Raw genomic sequence first — 16,995 nt, 5'->3', positions numbered from 1 at the left:
AGGGTCTTAGATTTGCGTCTGTCGGCGGGAACGCGACGTAAATGCCGACGCGGCCGCGGACTTTAACCTATAAACGCGCCCCAGGACCTGCGGTAAGATCGTCTTGCAGGCCCTTTCGGCATTTATCGACATACCAATCAGATAGATAGATAAGCGTCTGCTGCTAGCCGAGCGGGAATTCCACTGTCGCTATCAACGTTGGTCGTATTCAGGAAAGCTGAAAGTCTTACACTTGATTCATCCGAGACGGGTGCCACGGAGGCCGTCTTGTCCCGCCCCCGGAATAACCGTTTCGATAGAGCCGCCACCGGGAAGCTCCGTCTTTAGCGTAAAGGAGCCACCGGGAAACTGGCTTCTTTTTGCATTATGACCGACGCCAACGCGTTGTGCATGCCGTTTTCGTTGGTAATCCGCAGCTTCATATCAGCCGCCTTCTGCATCTCGGCGAAGAAGCTCGATTCAAAGGAGGATCGAAGTTTCGAATCCCCGCTCAGCAGTTTGAGGGTCGCGTTTTTGACTGTCGCGTCAGCTTGAATTGTACTTGAAACAAAATTCGATGCGGACAGATCGACGGACCGACTACTTTTCGCAGATCGGGCAACGCCTGACGCAGGTGTCTGAGTTGTAACTTGCATATCAATGGTCTCCGCTTCTTACACCTTACGGTGCAAACCTGTTGCGAAGCTTTGCAACCTCTCCATCTTTGTCCGTGTCGGGCAGCCGCTTGAAGTTTCAGCGTCGAGCGTCTGCGTGAAATTGATCCAGGACAACGGTTCTTCTCGGAAATTCGAGGGGTAACCTCCGGACAGCAGATCGCCGACCTGGAGGTCTGCCCGAGTCCCATGATAAAATGGCGGCGTGTTCCGTTGGGCATTTTTGGTCATGTGCTAGTCCTATTGGAATGGAAGGCTCTGTTGTTGAAGGCGCGTTCCCACCTTCACACTCTTTCGATAGCCTAAGGAACTGCAGGTCCGCTTCGTAAGTGTGGCCGATGCAGCCACTCTTTGTCCGATATAAACCTGAGGCTCGGATGCGCGAACGAACCAACTGCCCTATCTACAACCTTGCCGGGTCCATCAGGTGCGAGGCGATACGGTGGCGCGTTGTTACGAGCAAGAGAGGTGACTATGGAAATGGCGCTCAAGCCCCTCCGACATATTCTTACAGAATATTTTTCCGGTTCGAAGCTTTCAATCATAATACTGTTAGCGTCAATTTTGTCCGGCTCTGCGCTCTCAGTATTCGTCCCTTTTTATTTCTCACGTCAGCTAGATTTGTTGGCCGCCGGCGCCCCAACTGGTCAATGGGTTCGAGGCTTTTGGGTTTACGCGATCCTTTTGGGTATTTCCGTCACCTTTCAGCGAGGAACACAGTATCTTGCTGTCATTCAAGCTGAACGCTTGGGATATTTGGCTTCCCGAAGTTTTTTCGAGCGGTTGATTGCTAAACGACCTAGCTTCTTCGTCGATCATAATCCTTCAGAAATTCAGTCTGCTCAGTCTCAAGGCACACAGGCGATCACCATGCTTGTTCAGGTCGCGTTCATTGCCTTTCTGCCTGGGGCGGCCTCGTTTTGCTTCACAATCGCTATGCTGGGTGCAGTGATCAACCTGCAGATCGTTCTGGTCGTGCTGACCTATGGTGTGATTTTCTTGACTTTGATCGTGATTTCGAACCGGGTTACCCGGCGACACATGGAAGCAGCCATTGACGCTGGTCAGGCGAACGCACGGTATGTGGGGAATGCGATCAGCGTGATCGAACCTCTTCGACAAGCCGGAAGCGCTGTGTGGATGAAGGATCGCTTTACCCATAGCGCAGAGTCGGTGTTTCTTAACTGGCGGGCCTACGCAGTCCGGCGCATCGGTTTTGCCGGCTTGGTCGGTGCTTCCATCACCCTACAATTCGGAATAACCTTTTTTCTGCTGCTGCCTCGATACGAGGCAGGCACGCTGTCTATCGGCGATATTGTTCTCTTCAATACTCTCCTCCTGCAGCTGAATGTTCCATTTGAGCTAATCGGGCAATCAATTGACGAAACACTCAGAGCGATCGCTAAAATGCGACCACTGGCGCGCATTTGGTCGGCGCCAGAGGAGGAGGAAACGGACGATCGAGAGCCTCTTATGCTAAAGCAGGGGACTGTCGAATTTCGAGACGTCAGCTACAACTATCCGAACGGACGTGGGGCAGCCAATATATCGTTCAAAGCAGAACGCGGAACCATTACGTTCATAACGGGGGAAACGGGATCGGGGAAATCGACGCTCCTCAAACTCCTCCTCAAAGCGATCGAGCCGGACGCAGGAGCTATCCGCATCGATGGCAAGAACCTCAATGAGATCCCGCGCGCAGCTTGGTTCGCGAAGACGGGAATCGTCCCCCAGGAGGTTCTTCTTCTGAACGACAGCTTGAAGACGAATATCACCATGGGACGAACCCTCGACGAGAAACGCCTGAAAGAAGCCGCCCGAAAAGCGGCCATTCTCTCCCGAATTGAAGAGATGCCTGAAGGTTTTGAAACGACGGTGGGGGAGCGGGGGCTAAAGCTATCGGGCGGAGAACGACAACGGATCGCCATAGCGCGGGCACTTTACGGTTCACCCTCAATATTGCTGCTCGATGAGGCAAGTTCGGCTTTGGACGATACAACGGAAGCGGAGATCATGGGCCAATTGAGGCTGGTCGGCAGTGATATGACCATAATAGCGATTACCCATAGACTGAGCAGCATTCAACGGGGCGACCAGGTGGTAGAACTTCGAAGCCCCGCATTCTCCACCTAGTGACCATACTCCGTGTTGATGCCCATTGCCCGCGATTGACGGCACTCATCACGCACGTTCAACACCGGGCCATCCGCTAGTCTTTTAAGAGATTGGCTGCTTCACCGTCTATTCGATCAGCACCCTGTGGCGACTAGGCACAGCGATGCCCAGCCCACACAGGTAGACTGTTTGCGGACGCCCAAGTGCCTGAGGAGGTCCGGCTGCACCTACCGATTATATTTTCTTTATATATCCCTTATAAGTTGCATATAGGCCGAACGCTGTAGATATCTGAATTGCCAATTCCGGCAAAAGAGAAAGGAAACTGCTATGAAAGTTCGCCTTATCAAGCTGAAGGCCCCTCGTGCTACCAGTCGTGCAACCAAGTTCCTCGTCCAGGGTGACAGCGCCCGCTACCGGTACTAAAGCTAGGGGAGCTCGTGAATGTTGCGCGGGACACTTTCGGCTCGTACGGTTCGCGAGCTCCCTAACTCGTCACCACAAGCTGGCCGCATTGAGCCGCTAGAGCACTGCAATGTCGTCTATCGATTGATCCGAGAGCCAATGGCATGGGCAATAGTCGTAGCAGAGAAAATCTCAGGTCCAGGATACTCGCTCACACAAATATCCGACGCCTATAAACTTTTCGAGGAGTTCGATGGAGAAATTCTGCTCCTCGAAGTGCAGCACAATGAATATGGATTTAACTTAAGGCTGTTGTCGAATGGAAACGGTGTTGCTCCGGTCTACTTCTACCAAAGTGGCGATTTCCTTAACCTTGATTGGGATAGCCACCGGCTTGCACAGACCGTGCCGCATAAGCCGCTAGACTTCCAATTCCTTTGCCGATCTATAGTGGATCCGGTCTACACCTATCGGACGCCGTTTTCAAATATCCAGTCCCTTCCTCCTCGAACGGAGCTGTTATGGGATGGTTCACGAGTATCAATTTCGCAACTCAAAGGTGAAGAGCTCGTTGAGGAGATCGATCGCGAAGACGCCGCAGAGTTTATCGCCGATCATGTCTCGGCCTTCCTTACCAAAAGAGCCCAGCCCGAAGATAAAATTGCCGTTGAGCTTAGTGGTGGGATAGATTCATCGTTTGTCGCCTTGGCAGCTTTTCGCGCTTGGCAGGGGAGAGGAATCACACTGGGCATCGATATCGGCTTCGGCCATGAACGAGCATCTCAAACAAAACGCCGAAACAAAGTGATCAAGGCCTTGGGCTGCCGAGACTTTTTGATAGATGTCCGTGACCATTTGCCGGTTTTCCAGCTGTCGGAGCAAGACCTTGAGAGCCGCTATTTGCTGTCGGAAGAATACGAGCGCGCATTCACGCGCATATGGCAGATTGCTCAGGAGCAGGGATGCAACGTCATCACAGGCGGATATGGAGGCGACGAGCTCTTCCCAGCTTTGGAAACGGAGGAAGTGCGTCAGGATAAGCTGAGAGGCGTCACCGAAGCCGATCTCTCAAGAATTCAGCTGGTCTATGAGGAGATCTTCACGCCGGAGGCTGTGCAAGCCTTGAACGATGGATTCATTGGCGAGTTGGATGCCGGCTACCTCGGAAAATCTGCGCGATTGGCAGTAATAAAACGAGCACCGCTCTTGCTAGCTCGTGGGTTTTGGCCCGTATTCCCGCTTTTTGACGAGAAACTGGCGGCGGCATTGCTTTCGGCGACGGCGGACGAGCGCCACGAGAAAGCCTCGCTTCAACGGGCTGTAAAGGCACTTTTAGGCGACAATGACATCTTTGGAGAATACGAAAAAGAGACCTTGGAAGGAGCTTCGGACTATTCTCTTCGCACTAACATTGATGACGTCGTTCATGTTCTCGCCAATTCACGCCTAGTGGATGTGGGAATTCTCAAACCAGATGCAATCACCATGGATGGTATCGGAGATATCTCGGAAAAAGGAAATCCATATTCGCCAGTCCTGTCAGTTCTTTACGCGGCCGAGAAGTTTATCAGATGGAATCTCAATTGACAGATTTTCAAACCATTATCGGACGGTGGCTAGGGGTGGATCCAACCCGGGTTCAAATGGTCACTGACGGGGTAAACAAAAACCTCCGCGCGACGGTCGACCATCAGGACGTATTTTTCAGGTTTTCACCAGCCACACTGCACTCGAAGAGCGATCTGGAAACCGAAGCAGCAGCATTGAAGAAGTTGTACTCTATGGGGGTGCCGTGCTGTGAAATCGTCGAGATAGGTGATCGGCAGATCTTGGGGCCAGTCAAGATCAACGAGGTGGAATATAACGCATTGGTAAATCGCGCTATCGCGGGCTCATCATTGGCACCTGTCCCGCGTGACGCTATGGCTTTCGGCCGCTCCCTCGGCCAGCTACATCAAGTATCGCCGGATCTGCCCGTCGCAGGAAATGTGTCGGACAGGGTAAAGCGAGTAGATCCAGTACTCGAGGCCGTATTCAACGACCTCACAGAATTGGCGAACACCTTTGACGTCAATCCGGAGGCAGAAACCGGTATCTGCCATGGCGATGCGTGGCTCGGTAACGCCATCATGAGAGAGAACACAGCGGTTCTATTTGACTTTGAGTTCATGAAATTTGGAGCCTTGGCTTATGACATCGCGACCTTTATCTGGGCGCTTCGGGCCGATAGCAGCGAAGAGGAGGACCGGATTTTCAGGAGCTTCGTCGGAGGATATCGCGAAGAGTGCAACAAAGAGTTCAGCGAAGCCGAATTGAAGAATGGCCTGCTGCGGAAGGAGATCAATAATATCGAGTTCCTATGTGAAAACGTCACAATGTCCAGAGAAGTGAAGGTCGCTACCGCAGGATTTGCCAGGGAGACTATCGACTTCGTTCTAAGCGACGAGTTTTCACGGTTTCGCTGGGGTTAAGCCGAAAATGGCTGGCCTGTTGATCAGACAACCGCAGTGTCCTGACAAAAAGGACATCGTCGCTGTCTATGAGTCCACGGCCTTTTTCGACTACTCGCCGTCTCGCCCAGATCTGAAAGTCATTGCCGCAACAGTGGACAGCTATTTCACAGAACTGGTTACCGCCCCGGCTTCCACCATTCTCTACGTCGCCAATCTGGATCACCGCCTTGCCGGATTTGCGATCGCCCGAAAAGGCGCTCGCGCTACCTGGGAAGTCCAGGTCGGCGTGCATTTCGATCACCGAAAGCAAGGCATTGGGCATGCCCTTCTAGGAACACTGTTTGAAGAAATGCATAGGCGCGGGCCGGCAGCGTGCAAAGCAACGGTACATGCCGGAAATGTCGCCTCAATAAAGATGGTAACGCAATTCTTCCGAGAGTATGGAGAGTTTCCCGGCTTGCCAGGCTTCCTACTATTCAGGACATCCTGGTAGTCAGAAGGTAGCGCCAGAAAAGACCATTGGATGACCCGCCAGAAGGTCACGTTCTTTGACCGCTTGAATAGTATCTGCCATCCTCTGTTTCCGAACCTCGAAAAACATCTGAAGCCTTTCCGTCAGCGGCACGGGTTGCCGGCTTGAAGCTAGCCACAAGTATGAAAAGGCGGCCTTTCCAATCTCTCCCTCAGGCCCGTGCTTTTCTCCGTCGATCACAAGGTAACGCGCGCATTGTGCGATTGCTGTACGAGTGAATATGGCTGTCGGGTGGGGGAAGTAGGTGTCAATGATATCCGTAATCAACTTTACACTCTCAAACACGCTATTCGCAGGTTCGCGGAGCCTTATACCATCGTCAAGCAGCCGTTTCCGAACAAGGTTCTTTCGGCCGTGGGGAAGCGTAGCTGCACTCGCCAGAAGAAGATTTTGGAGGAACTCAAGGCGTAACGCGATGCTTTCTGCATCAAGTCGTTTGTTGAAGAAGCCCCGTCCCGGATAAAAGTCTATCAGATCTTCTGCCGCCAGCGCGATCAAAGCCTCTCTGATTGGAATTGCGCTGAACCCTAGCTCCGATTCGAGCGCCTTGACCGTGATAGGCGCACCAAACGGAAGTTCTCCGTCGACAATTTTGCGTTTCAACGCCTGGTAGGCAGGTCTGCTGGTCTGGTGGATCAATATCGTCTCCGTCAGTCACTGATCGGAAAGTAGGTCGCGTTCGCCAAACTAACTCTCACGGGTCAACTTAAGTATGGTCAACTGAAACGAGTAGGATGAGTTTGATAAAATAATTGTGATCAACCATCAGCTTGCTCATATCGACGAAGAAAATATCACGTGTTCAATCGGTTACCTGAGATTGGCGACGCATGCTGGCTACTGCATGGAGTCTCCGATTCGCCTGCAGGTCGTATCAATCGGATCGGGGCTTCGTCTCAAAAATGCCATACGACCGCTCACAGTGTCTTCGGAAACACGTCCGCACGAGAGAGCTGGAGGTCGTACGTGCAGAGATTGAAGATCAAGCAAGTTTCAACGGATCCTCGGACTATTCGTTCAACAAGCCAGTATGGATACAGCTTTAAATTTAGCAGAATCGTCCCTTTTCGGGCGCTGAACCGTGGATGAAATGCGATGACAATTATTATTCGGTGGAACCATAAGAGATTTGCGGCGGCTATCGCGATAGCAATATCAAGTCTCGCTCCAGCTGGAACCGCCGCTAGCCAGGACAAACAATCAACTCATATTGAGCTCGCCCAAGCTGACGTGAGCAAAGCTGTTCGTCAGGACGTCGCGAACGAGGTCCGCATTGCTGGATCTCTAACCCCAATTCGCCGCTCAACGCTTACTTCACGTGTCTCCTCCACGATCATCGAGCTTCCGGTACAGATTGGAGATGTCGTCACGAAAGGCGATCTGCTTGTTCGCTTTGATACGGAAGGACTTGAATCGGCAGTCACCGCCAAAAGGGCCGAAATCGAAGCCCTCAACGCCCAGATCGAGCTCGCGGAGGCGGTACTCGAAAGAAATACCACCCTTGGCGAGCGCGGTGCTGCGTCAGAGGCGACCCGGCTGGAAGCAAGGGCAAATCTTCTCAATCTTCAAGCCCAATTGAGGGCCAAACAGGCTGAGGTCGCTGATGCTGAGCGGTCTCTCGCCTATGGAGAGCTGCGAGCCCAGTTCAACGGCGTGGTTGCCGCTCGTCCGGTGGAACAAGGACAAACAGTCGCGATGAACACTGACCTCATGACCATTGTGGACCTCAGCCAGATGGAGGTCGATGCGGGAGTTCCCACAAGCCGCATTCCCCTTGTACGGCTCAAGCAGCCCGTCGACCTAACCGTCGAAGGCTTTCCGGGACGGACGTTCACAGGCGAGGTCGTCCGGATTTCGCCAACGGCCGTTGCCGGATCTCGAGCGGTGCGTGTCTTTATTGCCATCGATAACGCGCAGCGTCTGCTACGGGGCGGCATGTTCACGACGGGGATACTAAAAATCGACGATCAGAAGGATGTCATCGCCCTTCCGGCGGCTTCGATCCGGCATGATACGGGAGGCTCGTTCGTCCTCAAGGTGGAAGATGGCGTCTTGCGCAGACAATCCGTTGAGCTCGGTACGAGTTGGACCGACCGTGATCTCGTTGAGGTATCGGGCATCGAGGAAGGCGATGTAGTGGTCACAGCCCCGTTGCGCGATCTTGTTGCGGGCACGCCAGTGGCCGTTGAGGGCAGCTGACCGATGTTCCTCACTCGCATCAGCGTCAAGCATCCCGTCTTCGCCACCATGATGATGGTAACGGTTCTCGTGCTCGGCTTGTTTTCGTACAGCCGTCTCGGCGTCGACTTGTATCCAGAAACCGACCTCCCGATCGTTGTGGTCGCAACCACCTATACCGGAGCATCTCCGGCATCGGTCGAGAGCGAGGTCTCACGGCCGATTGAATCGTCGCTGAACACCATTGGTGGAATCGACACGATAACGTCGGAATCTTACGAAGGGCGCTCCATCGTCGTCGTTCAGTTCGAACTCGACGTGGATTCCCAGGTGGCGGCGCAGGAGGTGCGTGACAGGGTTGCCCGGCTTGATGCGACGTTCCCTGACGGCGTGGACACCCCCCAGGTGACACGCTTCAATCCGGACGACGAACCAATTCTTTCCGTTGCAGCATCCTCATCCAGCCGCACGCTGTCCGAAATCACAACGCTTGCCAACCGTGTCATTACCAACCGGCTGAACGTTATTTCGGGCGTCGGACAGATCACACTCGTTGGCGGCAGCGAGCGGCAGATTCTCGTGGTCGTAGATCCCGATCGTCTTGAGGCATATGGTGTAAGCGTCGTCTCCGTGATGGACGCAATCCGCCGCGAAAATCAGGATCGCGCGGCAGGAACGCTCATATCCGGCATCAATCAGCGGATCGTGACGGTCGAAGGGCGAATAGCGGATTCCTCGAGCTTCAACAGCATCATCGTCAGCCAAAGCGGCGGCTATCCCGTTTACCTTTCAGATGTAGCGACCGTTCTCGATACAGGCGCGGAAATGACAAGCCGCGCGACCTATCAGGGCGTCACGTCTCTTGGGTTGGACATCGTCAAGGTCCAGGGGGCGAACACGGTCGCGGTGGCGTCTGCGCTGCGCAATGAAATTTCGGCATTGAATGCAGAACTGGCAAAGGAGAATGTCCAGCTCACCATCACCCGCGACAACTCCCGCCCGATCGCCGCACAGGTTTCCGAGGTACAGCGGACGCTGATCGAAGGGGGCGTCCTGACCGTGTTGATCGTGTTCTTGTTTCTGAACTCGTGGCGGTCCACCGTCATCACCGGGCTTACGCTCCCGATTTCCGTCATCGGCACATTCGCCGTCATCCATGCTCTGGGGTTCACCCTGAATACAATGACGCTGATGGCCCTGTCGCTGTCGATCGGTATTCTCATCGACGACGCGATCGTAGTGCGCGAGAACATCACTCGCCATCTCCAGATGGGCAAGGGCCATGTCAGGGCGGCGCTCGACGGCACCAACGAGATCGGCCTTGCCGTATTGGCGACGACGCTATGCATCGTCGCCGTGTTCCTGCCTGTCGCATTCATGGGGGGACTGATCGGCCGCTTCTTCCTGCAGTTCGGCGTGACGGTCGCCGCGGCAGTGATGATTTCACTTTTCGTGTCCTTCACGCTTGATCCGATGCTTTCGAGTGTCTGGTACGATCCTCAATCCCAAAAAGGCGCCAAACGAGGACCCCTCGGCCGTTTGGTGGAACGGTTCGACCAATGGTTCGACGGCCTTGCGGACCGATATCGCTCTGTCATTCACTGGACATTCGACCATCGGAAAACAACAATTGCGATGGTCGTCAGCATGTTCGTTGCGAGCCTGCTGCTCGTTCCCCGCATCGGAGCCGAATTCCTGCCGCCGGCGGATCAGGGTGAAGTAAGCATATCGCTTGAAGCCAACGAAGGCGCATCTCTCGATTACATGGCCGCCAAGGTCGGCCAGGTCGAACGAGCGCTACGGGAGTTCCATTATGTCGCTTCGACGTATTCGACTATCAATTCCGGCGGCGCCCGCGGGTTCAACGAGGCCATCGTGGCCGTGCAGCTTGTGCCCAGCATCGATCGGGCGCTGACCACATCGGAAACCATCGAGCCCATCCGCCAACGCCTCTCGCGGATCGCTGGCCTTAAGATCTCTGTCGGTCAGTCGGCGGGAGTGGGAGGATCATCAAAGCCGCTGCAGCTCTCGATCCTGGGGGATGGCGACGAGGAGCTGCGACGGATTTCGGATCAGATCACCTCGACGCTCGCTGCCATCCAGGGGGCAACGGAAATCGAGTCGTCGATCGAAAATGTCCGACCCACCCTCGCCGTCCGAGTGCGTCGCGAAGCGGCAAGCGATCTGGGGGTGTCGATCGCGACGATCGGTGACACGCTTCGGCCGCTCGTCGCCGGCGACGCAATCTCCGTCTGGAACGCGCCCGACGGTGAGTCGTACGACGTCATGGTGCGCCTGCCGGCGAACGGCCGACGAGATGCGTCCCAGCTTCGCAATCTCGCAATTTCCACCGGCCGCACGGACGAGGATGGCAAGCCGATAACCGTCCTCCTGGATCAGGTCGCCGACGTCGTCGAGAGCACGGCGCCCAATGCGATCACCCGTAAAGATCTGTCTCGCGAGGTTCGTATATCAAGTAATATCGAGGGCAGAGCGTTAGGTGACGTAACGGCGGACCTGAATGCCGCCATCGCCAAGATGGACATTCCTATTGGCTATCGCATCTCCTTCGGCGGAGATGCCGAGAACCTTGCGGAGAGCACCGGTTATGCGCTTCAGTCCCTGGTGCTGGCTGTCATCTTCATCTACATCATCCTAGCTTCCCAGTTCGGCTCATTCATCCAGCCGATCGCCATCATGATGACCTTGCCCCTCTCCTTGATCGGCGTTTTGCTCGGCCTCCTGTTCACGGGGTCGACGCTCAACATGTTCTCGATGATCGGCTTCATCATGCTCATGGGGCTAGTTACCAAGAACGCGATCCTTCTCGTTGACTATTCCAATCTGGGAGTGCGGGAAGGCAAGGATCTGCGCCAGAGTCTCGCCGATGCCGGAGCGGTCAGGTTGAGGCCGATCGTGATGACCACGCTTGCGATGATCTTCGGCATGTTGCCGATGGCATTGGGCCTGGGCGAAGGCGGCGAGCAGCGCGCGCCGATGGCTCATGCGGTCATCGGCGGGTTGATATCCTCGACGGTGCTTACGCTGATCTTTGTGCCGGTCGTCCTGACTTATCTTGACGGAATGGCGACCCGCGTTGGGCGCTGGTTTGTTCATCCGGCGTCTGCCACAGGGCCGTGAGAGCAGCAATCAGGGTGGGTGTTTTCTGGCGAACGCGTTCGAATCCGGCCCGATCCCCACTGGCATACTACGCCTGTCCGACGGCGAATACCTAGCTGAAACGCTAGGCGAGCAGCCGGATTAAGGTTCCCTCGCTTCGTACTCCAGTTTGATAGTAGTAGGTTATAGAAGAGGCGAGTTCCTCCCGATCAAGTTCGCTGGCAATCTGGTGCCGGAGAAATAGAAGCTCCTGACGGATGCTGATGGCATCATAACCCTTGTCCACGACGAGACGACGAGGCCTTTTCACTGGCATCGCGAGGAGATCAGGAACTGCGAGATAGTCGGAAGTTTCGCCGCCCATGACCAGCTCTTCAAACGGATGTCAATGAAAATTCCTGCTCTTCACCTTCAACGTATCGATGTGAAGATCAGGCACGACCATGTCGCGCGCGGCAATCTAATGGCTTCTTGACGGATCCCAACGACATGGTGAAGCCGATTCACGACTAGGCCATGTCCGTCCTTTTGCTGACGAAGAAAGAGACCGACATCTGGATGCGGGCGCCATGGGAAGAGGCCAAGGAACTGACGTTAAGGTGCTGGCCCCGACATTCGCTGAGTTCATTGACGCGTTTACCGGGGGTCGTGCCTCCTAGCTGAAAATCGAATATCGTGTCCTCGACCGAGTCAGGCGACGATCGCGCGAAATCTATTGTCGTCGCGCGTATGGAGGATTAACAATCATTCCATGAAGCTGCTTGTGTCCACATACGGATATGTCAAGCGCGGGGGCTGGTGGCCGCCGCCGTCGGAATTTCGGGTTCATACGCGATCCTGAAACCGACGGAGAAATTCCATGAATATCGAACGTGTAGAAGCGCGAGAACGCGTTATCGCCGTGCATTGGATTGACGGCACCACCTCATTCTATCCAAACCTCTTCCTGCGTGACAACGATCCAAAGGGGTTCCACCCACAGACCGGTGAACGGCAGTTCGATCTGCTGTCCGTGCCGCTCGACCTGACAGCCGAAGCGGTCACGCTCGATGGCGACGCCGTTCACATCGATTGGCGAGGAGATAACGACAGAACGACACTGGCCGCGGATTGGCTTTACAGCCATCGCCCGGGTGTACGCGCCGCCGACCCCGCCGATATAGCCGCCGAGATCTGGGAAGCGGACTTACAGATTCCCAAAGTGTCCGTCGACGATCTCTCGGAGGACCGCGTCTTCTTTGAATGGCTTTGCAGCACAAAGAGGCACGGTCTTTCGGTGGTCACCGGACTTGAAGATAACGAGGAAGCAGGCGTGGCACTCGGGGAACGCATCGGGTTTCTGAGGCGCACGAATTTCGGCCTTACTTTCCGTGTCGAGACCATTCCCGATCCCAACAATCTTGCGTACACCTCGCACGCCCTGCCCCTTCATACCGACCTTCCGAACCAGGAGATGCCGCCGGGGTACCAGTTCCTTCACTGTGTGCGGAACGGCGCAGAAGGCGGCGAATCCGTGTTCGCGGACGCCTACATGATTGCCGAGAAGGTCCGCCGCAAGGACGCCGAGGCGTTCCGGCTGCTGACGTCGACGCCAATTCCGTACCGCTTCCACGATCGCCAATATGATATTCGCGTGCATAGACCGATCGTCAGCGTCGATGAGCGGAACCGCGTTTTCGATGTCCGCTACAGCGCCCATCTCATGGACAGCTTCGATATACCCGACACCGTGATGGCCGACTACTATGCCGCCTACCGGAGGTTCATGGCGGAGACGCGTGACCCGGCCAATGTCATCACATTCAAAATGAAGCCTGGAGAGATGGTCGTCTTCGACAACAGGCGGATCCTGCATGGCCGAACCACTTTCGATCCGATGACAGGTCACCGGCTGCTCAAGGGCTTTTATGTCGACCGTGGCGAGTTCGACAGCCGGATCAGGTTGTTGGCAGGACAAGCATGAACGGTTGCGCCGACCCATTCTCATAAAGACCGACAATCGCGAACTACCAGGCGGCCGACTGCGGGCTCGATGAAGTCATGACCCTCCCGCGCTTACTCAATTGCCACCGGCCCCGCGGTGCATAGCGCTTGGCATGCGTACAGCTCTTGATAGGAACGAAACCGCGGGCACAGCTATCCGCCAGGTGGCCGTCTTGAACCAATGTGAACAGACGGCGCGCCGGCCATTTTTCTTAAGTTGCTGAAAAAGCAGCCCTTGCTGCGTATCGCGACTTATTGACTAATGAATGGCCACGGACTCTTCGACAACGCCGGATTGCGGTGTGGAGGCGAGGTAACGACTTTTTTCTCAATGAGCAGACGCAACGGTCTGCTCATCGATATTTTCGCGGGCATAGATCTTTCGGGCCATGACCGCGAGCACGAGCAGCGTCACCGTCGCAAGTAGGCAACAGCTAGCAAAGCCCATTGAGAAAGACTGGCGGGCCGCTTCGAGCCAGGCCGGGACAGCGCTGTCTTGAAGCGCCCTTGCGGTTTCGACGGCGCCACCGATCGTCGTTTTCACCGCTGCCCTCTCAGCGGCATCGAGCCCGGCAACATTCACCCCGGCCATCAGCATGCGATAGATCAAGGTGCCGAGGCTGCCGAGCAATGCGATGCCGAGGGCGCCTCCGAATTCGGCACTTGTCTCTGAAATCGCCGAAGCGGAGCCCGAATTTTCGGGCGGCGCGCTTCCGACGATTAGGCCGGTTGTCGTCAGCACGACCGGCACGAAACCGACGGCGATCACCATGGTTGCGCCGAGAACTCCGAATAGGCTTTCGCAATAGGCGGCGACCGACATAAGCAACATGCCCGCAGAGTTTATCACCAGGCCCAACAATACGGTGCGGACCGGGCCGAAATGGTTGGTGAACCGATAGGCTTGCAAGGACATGACTGTGAAGACGATCGATGAGGGAACCGACCAGAGAGCCGCTTCGAGGGGTGTGAGGCCAAGCACGAACTGGAGGAACAGGTTCTGATAGAGAAAGACGCCGAACACGAAGAACATCCCGGCAAGGTTTACCAGAAGCGAGGCCGTGAAGGCGGGCAGAGCAAAGAGCTTCAGATCGATCAGGGGATCTGGCAGGGTTTTCTGACGGCGCAAGAACAGCCAGCCGACAACGAGCCCGCCGCCTATGGGCAGTAGATGACGAATGTCAAAACCGTCTGCCGCCACGTGCTTGAAGCCGTAGACGATTGACAGCACGGTAGCAAGCGACAGTAGTACGCTCAGGAGGTCAAGCCTTGTGCCGTCCTCGCTCTTGTATTCCGGTAGCAGGATGGGAGCTGCGATCAGCAGGATGAACATGACTGGGATGTTGATGAGAAAAACCGCGCCCCAGTGGAAATATTGCAGCAGAAAGCCGCCCAGAAGCGGTCCGATCAGGCCACCGAGGGCAAAAGCCGTGCCCCAAATGCCGATGGCACGATTACGCTCCGCCTCGTTGTTGAACAGGTTGACGATCAGCGACAATGTCGAAGGTGCGATCGTCGCTCCGGCAATGCCGAGAAGCGCCCGCGACACGATGAGCTGCTGCGCGGTAGTAGAAAAGGCCGCAAGCGCCGAGGCGACACCGAAGGCGGCGGCTCCGATCAGCAGCACGCGGCGACGACCGATCCGATCTCCCAGCGTGCCCATCGTAACCAGGAAGCCGGCTACCATGAAGCCGTAGATGTCGTTGATCCAAAGGAGTTCGGAGGCCGACGGGTCGAGATCTGCGACGATTGCAGGAATAGCCAGGAACAGGATGGACAGATCCATCGAATAGATGAGACAGGCAATCGAGAGCACGCACACGCCGATCCATTCCCTGCGTCCGGCAAGGTTCCGGTCTGCTTTGGCGCTTCCAGTGTGCATCGAACTCCTCCTGTAGCGGCGGCAATGTGACGTGCCCGATGATAAATGGCAACGCTCCAACCTTGGAGCGCCCGGTTCGAGATGCGCCGAGCCAGCCAGACGCAGCACGACTGGGCGGATGGGGATTTTTCCAGCTGAACCGATTCACTCACTGAATGTCGACATGTGGGGTCAGAAAAACGAGGAGGTCAGCATGCTTGACGTGTAAAAGGCCAGGCATCACACGGCCAAAGTAGATGGGTATCGCGAGGCGGGCCAACTCCTCACTGATTCAAACTCGACAGGCGGATGTCCACCGAGTGAAAATGGCTGAGCGCAGCTTCACCGGCGCCTCGGTCAGATATGAACCACTCAGTTAGAAATCAGAGCAGTCGTGACGCTGCCATGGTTTTAGGCTGTGCTCCGGATCGGGAACATGTCTTCACCATAGTGGTGAAGCCTCGTATGGTGGCGCCGGCATAACCATCGAACTCTCAAAGGCTCGTCGTATTGGTCATGATGAGCGTCAACCGATCCGAGGCCGCAAACCTCACACGTTTCCTTATCAAGTTCGCCAGCCTTCACTGCGCGCTGTACAGCAAGATGCGCTTCATACTTGCCGGGATTGGCGCGACGCCAGTTTGCCTGCCTGGTATCTGTTTTGAGCATTGTTTCATTCTGCCTCTTGGGGTCTGCCGCGCGAGCGGTGAGATCAGATTAGCACAGCTTCAATGTTCAGGCTAAAAAGCTTGACGTCAACCATGACCTGCGCTGCCGATTTAGGCTTTGCGCCTGATCACTTACCCGAAAGCTTAGCCAAGTTCTTGTCCAGACTTGGCCGGAGGGCGCCGGAGATTTCAGTCTCCAGTCCCTTAACGATATTACCGAGTCGGCCACCCGTCCTCCGGATGTGGTTCGCCAAACGGATCGCCCGCCATGCAAAAATTTCACGGCGGCGCAGGACCTGGAGGGAGTTTGCTTGGGCGAGTGAGTTCGCAGAGGTTAGTCTACTTATTGGCGAAGTCATACCCCGCTTTGACCAGGTCTTTAAACCATGGGCTCTCAATCTGATCGGGCGATTTTACGACTACGTGGTGGTTCCACCGTGTTGGGCTGGTCTGCTTAACGTAGTGAAAATGCGAATCGTTCACCTCACGATCCAAGCAGACCGTGAGGTACAATGTGCCATCGCCCGTGCCACCGTAAGTCCACATCCAAAGAAATTTGCGCTTCCCTGCAAAGGTCATTTGGCCCGTTGTCTCTTGGCGACTCGGCCCAAGCCCCTTCGTAAAGGTGATGATCTTTTCAGCCATCTCCATGGTTTTTGGCTTGCTTCTGAAATCACCCGTCATCTTGTTTTCTATAGTCATGATGTTTCAATATCTCTGGTTTTTCGAAGCGATTGAGAGCGAATGATCCCGCTGTAGGGCTCCGGAGCATCTCGGCGTCCCGAGCCGCCACGGCAGGTTCCACCCGAAATTACCTGTCTCATGGACCGGCGAGCCCGCAAGCGCATGTGACGAACTTCGAGGATCCGGTGGATCACCGCCGACAGCCTGGCACATCAAACTTCAATCGTTCAGAACGGACCGCCGATAGGAAAATCCTTAGGGCTTAGGGCTAATCCGGCTGTCAGCTTTCATGAGCTCGCTGGACCTGTGCGAACGGCCGGAATGGTCCTCGTCAGTTGACGAG

At 55.4% G+C, this 16,995-nt stretch carries 14 protein-coding genes; 7 read left to right on the top strand and 7 right to left on the bottom strand.

The features are described from left to right. Positions 1–323: 323 nt before the first annotated feature. Together FY112_RS27450 and FY112_RS27445 are read right to left on the bottom strand one after the other, a co-directional pair. Entirely contained in the window at positions 324–635 is a 312-nt protein-coding gene (locus FY112_RS27450) for a hypothetical protein (RefSeq protein WP_151519728.1), read from the bottom strand. Between the two features lie 18 nt (positions 636–653). Continuing rightward, complete coding sequence (locus FY112_RS27445) at positions 654–884, bottom strand: NAD(+)--rifampin ADP-ribosyltransferase (RefSeq protein WP_151519727.1); 231 nt, start codon at positions 882–884, stop codon at positions 654–656. A gap of 243 nt (positions 885–1,127) precedes the next feature. Here FY112_RS27445 and FY112_RS27440 point away from each other — a divergent pair, with 243 nt between their 5' ends. The 4 genes from FY112_RS27440 to FY112_RS27425 all read left to right on the top strand — a co-directional run bounded on the left by FY112_RS27440 (position 1,128) and on the right by FY112_RS27425 (position 6,119). Further along, positions 1,128–2,786, top strand: a complete 1,659-nt coding sequence (locus tag FY112_RS27440; protein WP_151519726.1) for an ABC transporter ATP-binding protein — start codon at positions 1,128–1,130, stop codon at positions 2,784–2,786. A gap of 426 nt (positions 2,787–3,212) precedes the next feature. Then, entirely contained in the window at positions 3,213–4,760 is a 1,548-nt protein-coding gene (locus FY112_RS27435) for an asparagine synthase-related protein (protein ID WP_151519725.1), read from the top strand. Continuing rightward, positions 4,745–5,644 (top strand): phosphotransferase, encoded by a 900-nt coding sequence (locus tag FY112_RS27430; RefSeq protein ID WP_151519724.1) that lies wholly within the window; start codon positions 4,745–4,747, stop codon positions 5,642–5,644. Before FY112_RS27435 ends, FY112_RS27430 begins: the two co-directional genes overlap by 16 nt. Positions 5,645–5,651: 7 nt before the next feature. Further along, positions 5,652–6,119, top strand: coding sequence for a GNAT family N-acetyltransferase (locus FY112_RS27425; protein WP_151519723.1), 468 nt, complete (start codon positions 5,652–5,654; stop codon positions 6,117–6,119). Here FY112_RS27425 and FY112_RS27420 read toward each other — a convergent pair whose 3' ends face one another. Next, the gene (locus FY112_RS27420; protein WP_168338217.1) at positions 6,120–6,797 is read right to left on the bottom strand and encodes a GntR family transcriptional regulator; all 678 of its coding nucleotides are present in this window, start codon (positions 6,795–6,797) and stop codon (positions 6,120–6,122) included. 456 nt (positions 6,798–7,253) lie between these two features. Here FY112_RS27420 and FY112_RS27415 point away from each other — a divergent pair, with 456 nt between their 5' ends. Continuing rightward, a complete protein-coding gene (locus tag FY112_RS27415; RefSeq protein WP_151519721.1) occupies positions 7,254–8,357 on the top strand; it encodes an efflux RND transporter periplasmic adaptor subunit in 1,104 nt (367 codons plus the stop codon). A gap of 3 nt (positions 8,358–8,360) precedes the next feature. Then, positions 8,361–11,477: an efflux RND transporter permease subunit gene (locus FY112_RS27410; protein WP_151519720.1), complete on the top strand. Its 3,117-nt coding sequence runs from the start codon at positions 8,361–8,363 to the stop codon at positions 11,475–11,477. Positions 11,478–11,580: 103 nt separating this feature from the next. Here FY112_RS27410 and FY112_RS27405 read toward each other — a convergent pair whose 3' ends face one another. Beyond that, positions 11,581–11,820 carry a hypothetical protein gene (locus FY112_RS27405; RefSeq protein WP_151519719.1) on the bottom strand — a complete coding sequence of 80 codons (240 nt, stop codon included), beginning with the start codon at positions 11,818–11,820 and terminating at the stop codon, positions 11,581–11,583. Between the two features lie 495 nt (positions 11,821–12,315). On the opposite strand from FY112_RS27405, the gene FY112_RS27395 reads away from it, so the two are divergent. Further along, positions 12,316–13,419 carry a TauD/TfdA family dioxygenase gene (locus tag FY112_RS27395; protein ID WP_151519718.1) on the top strand — a complete coding sequence of 368 codons (1,104 nt, stop codon included), beginning with the start codon at positions 12,316–12,318 and terminating at the stop codon, positions 13,417–13,419. Positions 13,420–13,767: 348 nt separating this feature from the next. Here FY112_RS27395 and FY112_RS27390 read toward each other — a convergent pair whose 3' ends face one another. The 3 genes from FY112_RS27390 to FY112_RS27380 all read right to left on the bottom strand — a co-directional run bounded on the left by FY112_RS27390 (position 13,768) and on the right by FY112_RS27380 (position 16,670). Next, entirely contained in the window at positions 13,768–15,321 is a 1,554-nt protein-coding gene (locus FY112_RS27390) for an MFS transporter (RefSeq protein ID WP_151519717.1), read from the bottom strand. 390 nt (positions 15,322–15,711) lie between these two features. Then, positions 15,712–15,969 (bottom strand): hypothetical protein, encoded by a 258-nt coding sequence (locus FY112_RS27385; protein WP_151519716.1) that lies wholly within the window; start codon positions 15,967–15,969, stop codon positions 15,712–15,714. 338 nt (positions 15,970–16,307) lie between these two features. Beyond that, positions 16,308–16,670, bottom strand: a complete 363-nt coding sequence (locus FY112_RS27380; RefSeq protein ID WP_151519715.1) for a DUF5655 domain-containing protein — start codon at positions 16,668–16,670, stop codon at positions 16,308–16,310. Positions 16,671–16,995 lie beyond the last annotated feature (325 nt).

Origin of the sequence: Rhizobium sp. PEPV16 (genome assembly GCF_008919455.1) — a bacterium.
Taxonomy (GTDB): Bacteria; Pseudomonadota; Alphaproteobacteria; order Rhizobiales; family Rhizobiaceae; genus Rhizobium; species Rhizobium leguminosarum_Q.
The sequence above is the reverse complement of the archived record's forward strand: the minus strand, read 5'-3'. Positions and strand labels throughout refer to the sequence as shown.

Excerpts from the sequence above, each read along its gene's own strand:
- FY112_RS27450 (WP_151519728.1), bottom strand. The coding sequence starts at position 635 with ATGCAAGTTACAACTCAGACACCTGCGTCAGGCGTTGCCCGATCTGCG.
- FY112_RS27445 (WP_151519727.1), bottom strand. The coding sequence starts at position 884 with ATGACCAAAAATGCCCAACGGAACACGCCGCCATTTTATCATGGGACT.
- FY112_RS27440 (WP_151519726.1), top strand. The coding sequence starts at position 1,128 with ATGGAAATGGCGCTCAAGCCCCTCCGACATATTCTTACAGAATATTTT.
- FY112_RS27435 (WP_151519725.1), top strand. The coding sequence starts at position 3,213 with ATGTTGCGCGGGACACTTTCGGCTCGTACGGTTCGCGAGCTCCCTAAC.
- FY112_RS27430 (WP_151519724.1), top strand. The coding sequence starts at position 4,745 with ATGGAATCTCAATTGACAGATTTTCAAACCATTATCGGACGGTGGCTA.
- FY112_RS27425 (WP_151519723.1), top strand. The coding sequence starts at position 5,652 with ATGGCTGGCCTGTTGATCAGACAACCGCAGTGTCCTGACAAAAAGGAC.
- FY112_RS27415 (WP_151519721.1), top strand. The coding sequence starts at position 7,254 with ATGACAATTATTATTCGGTGGAACCATAAGAGATTTGCGGCGGCTATC.
- FY112_RS27410 (WP_151519720.1), top strand. The coding sequence starts at position 8,361 with ATGTTCCTCACTCGCATCAGCGTCAAGCATCCCGTCTTCGCCACCATG.
- FY112_RS27405 (WP_151519719.1), bottom strand. The coding sequence starts at position 11,820 with ATGGGCGGCGAAACTTCCGACTATCTCGCAGTTCCTGATCTCCTCGCG.
- FY112_RS27395 (WP_151519718.1), top strand. The coding sequence starts at position 12,316 with ATGAATATCGAACGTGTAGAAGCGCGAGAACGCGTTATCGCCGTGCAT.
- FY112_RS27390 (WP_151519717.1), bottom strand. The coding sequence starts at position 15,321 with ATGCACACTGGAAGCGCCAAAGCAGACCGGAACCTTGCCGGACGCAGG.
- FY112_RS27385 (WP_151519716.1), bottom strand. The coding sequence starts at position 15,969 with ATGCTCAAAACAGATACCAGGCAGGCAAACTGGCGTCGCGCCAATCCC.
- FY112_RS27380 (WP_151519715.1), bottom strand. The coding sequence starts at position 16,670 with ATGACTATAGAAAACAAGATGACGGGTGATTTCAGAAGCAAGCCAAAA.